Annotated in this window: 1 pseudogene; it reads right to left on the bottom strand. The window is 70.3% G+C overall.

The annotated features are described in order from the left end of the window. Positions 1–209 (bottom strand): annotated as a pseudogene (locus BN358_RS25180) (HrcA family transcriptional regulator); the annotation flags it as partial.

The raw sequence follows: 209 nt of genomic DNA, 5'->3' as shown, positions 1-209 counted from the left end.
CGGGCCACTGCCCGCACCGGGCCATCGTCGGGGGTAGTCCATCCGTGTCGGTCCGACCACACCCAGGTTGGCCCAGATGTCGTCGTCGGTGCCGTACCCGCTGGCGACCACCGAAGTGGAGCGCAACGGCGCGTACGGGTTCTCGTGGCCGATCCGGACGGTGACGTCGCCGGTGCCGGCCACCTCTCCCAACAACCGGAGCAGCACGA

This window comes from Sedimentibacter sp. B4, assembly GCF_000309315.1.
In the GTDB taxonomy this organism is placed as follows: Bacteria; Bacillota; Clostridia; order Tissierellales; family Sedimentibacteraceae; genus Sedimentibacter; species Sedimentibacter saalensis.
The sequence above is the reverse complement of the archived record's forward strand: the minus strand, read 5'-3'. Positions and strand labels throughout refer to the sequence as shown.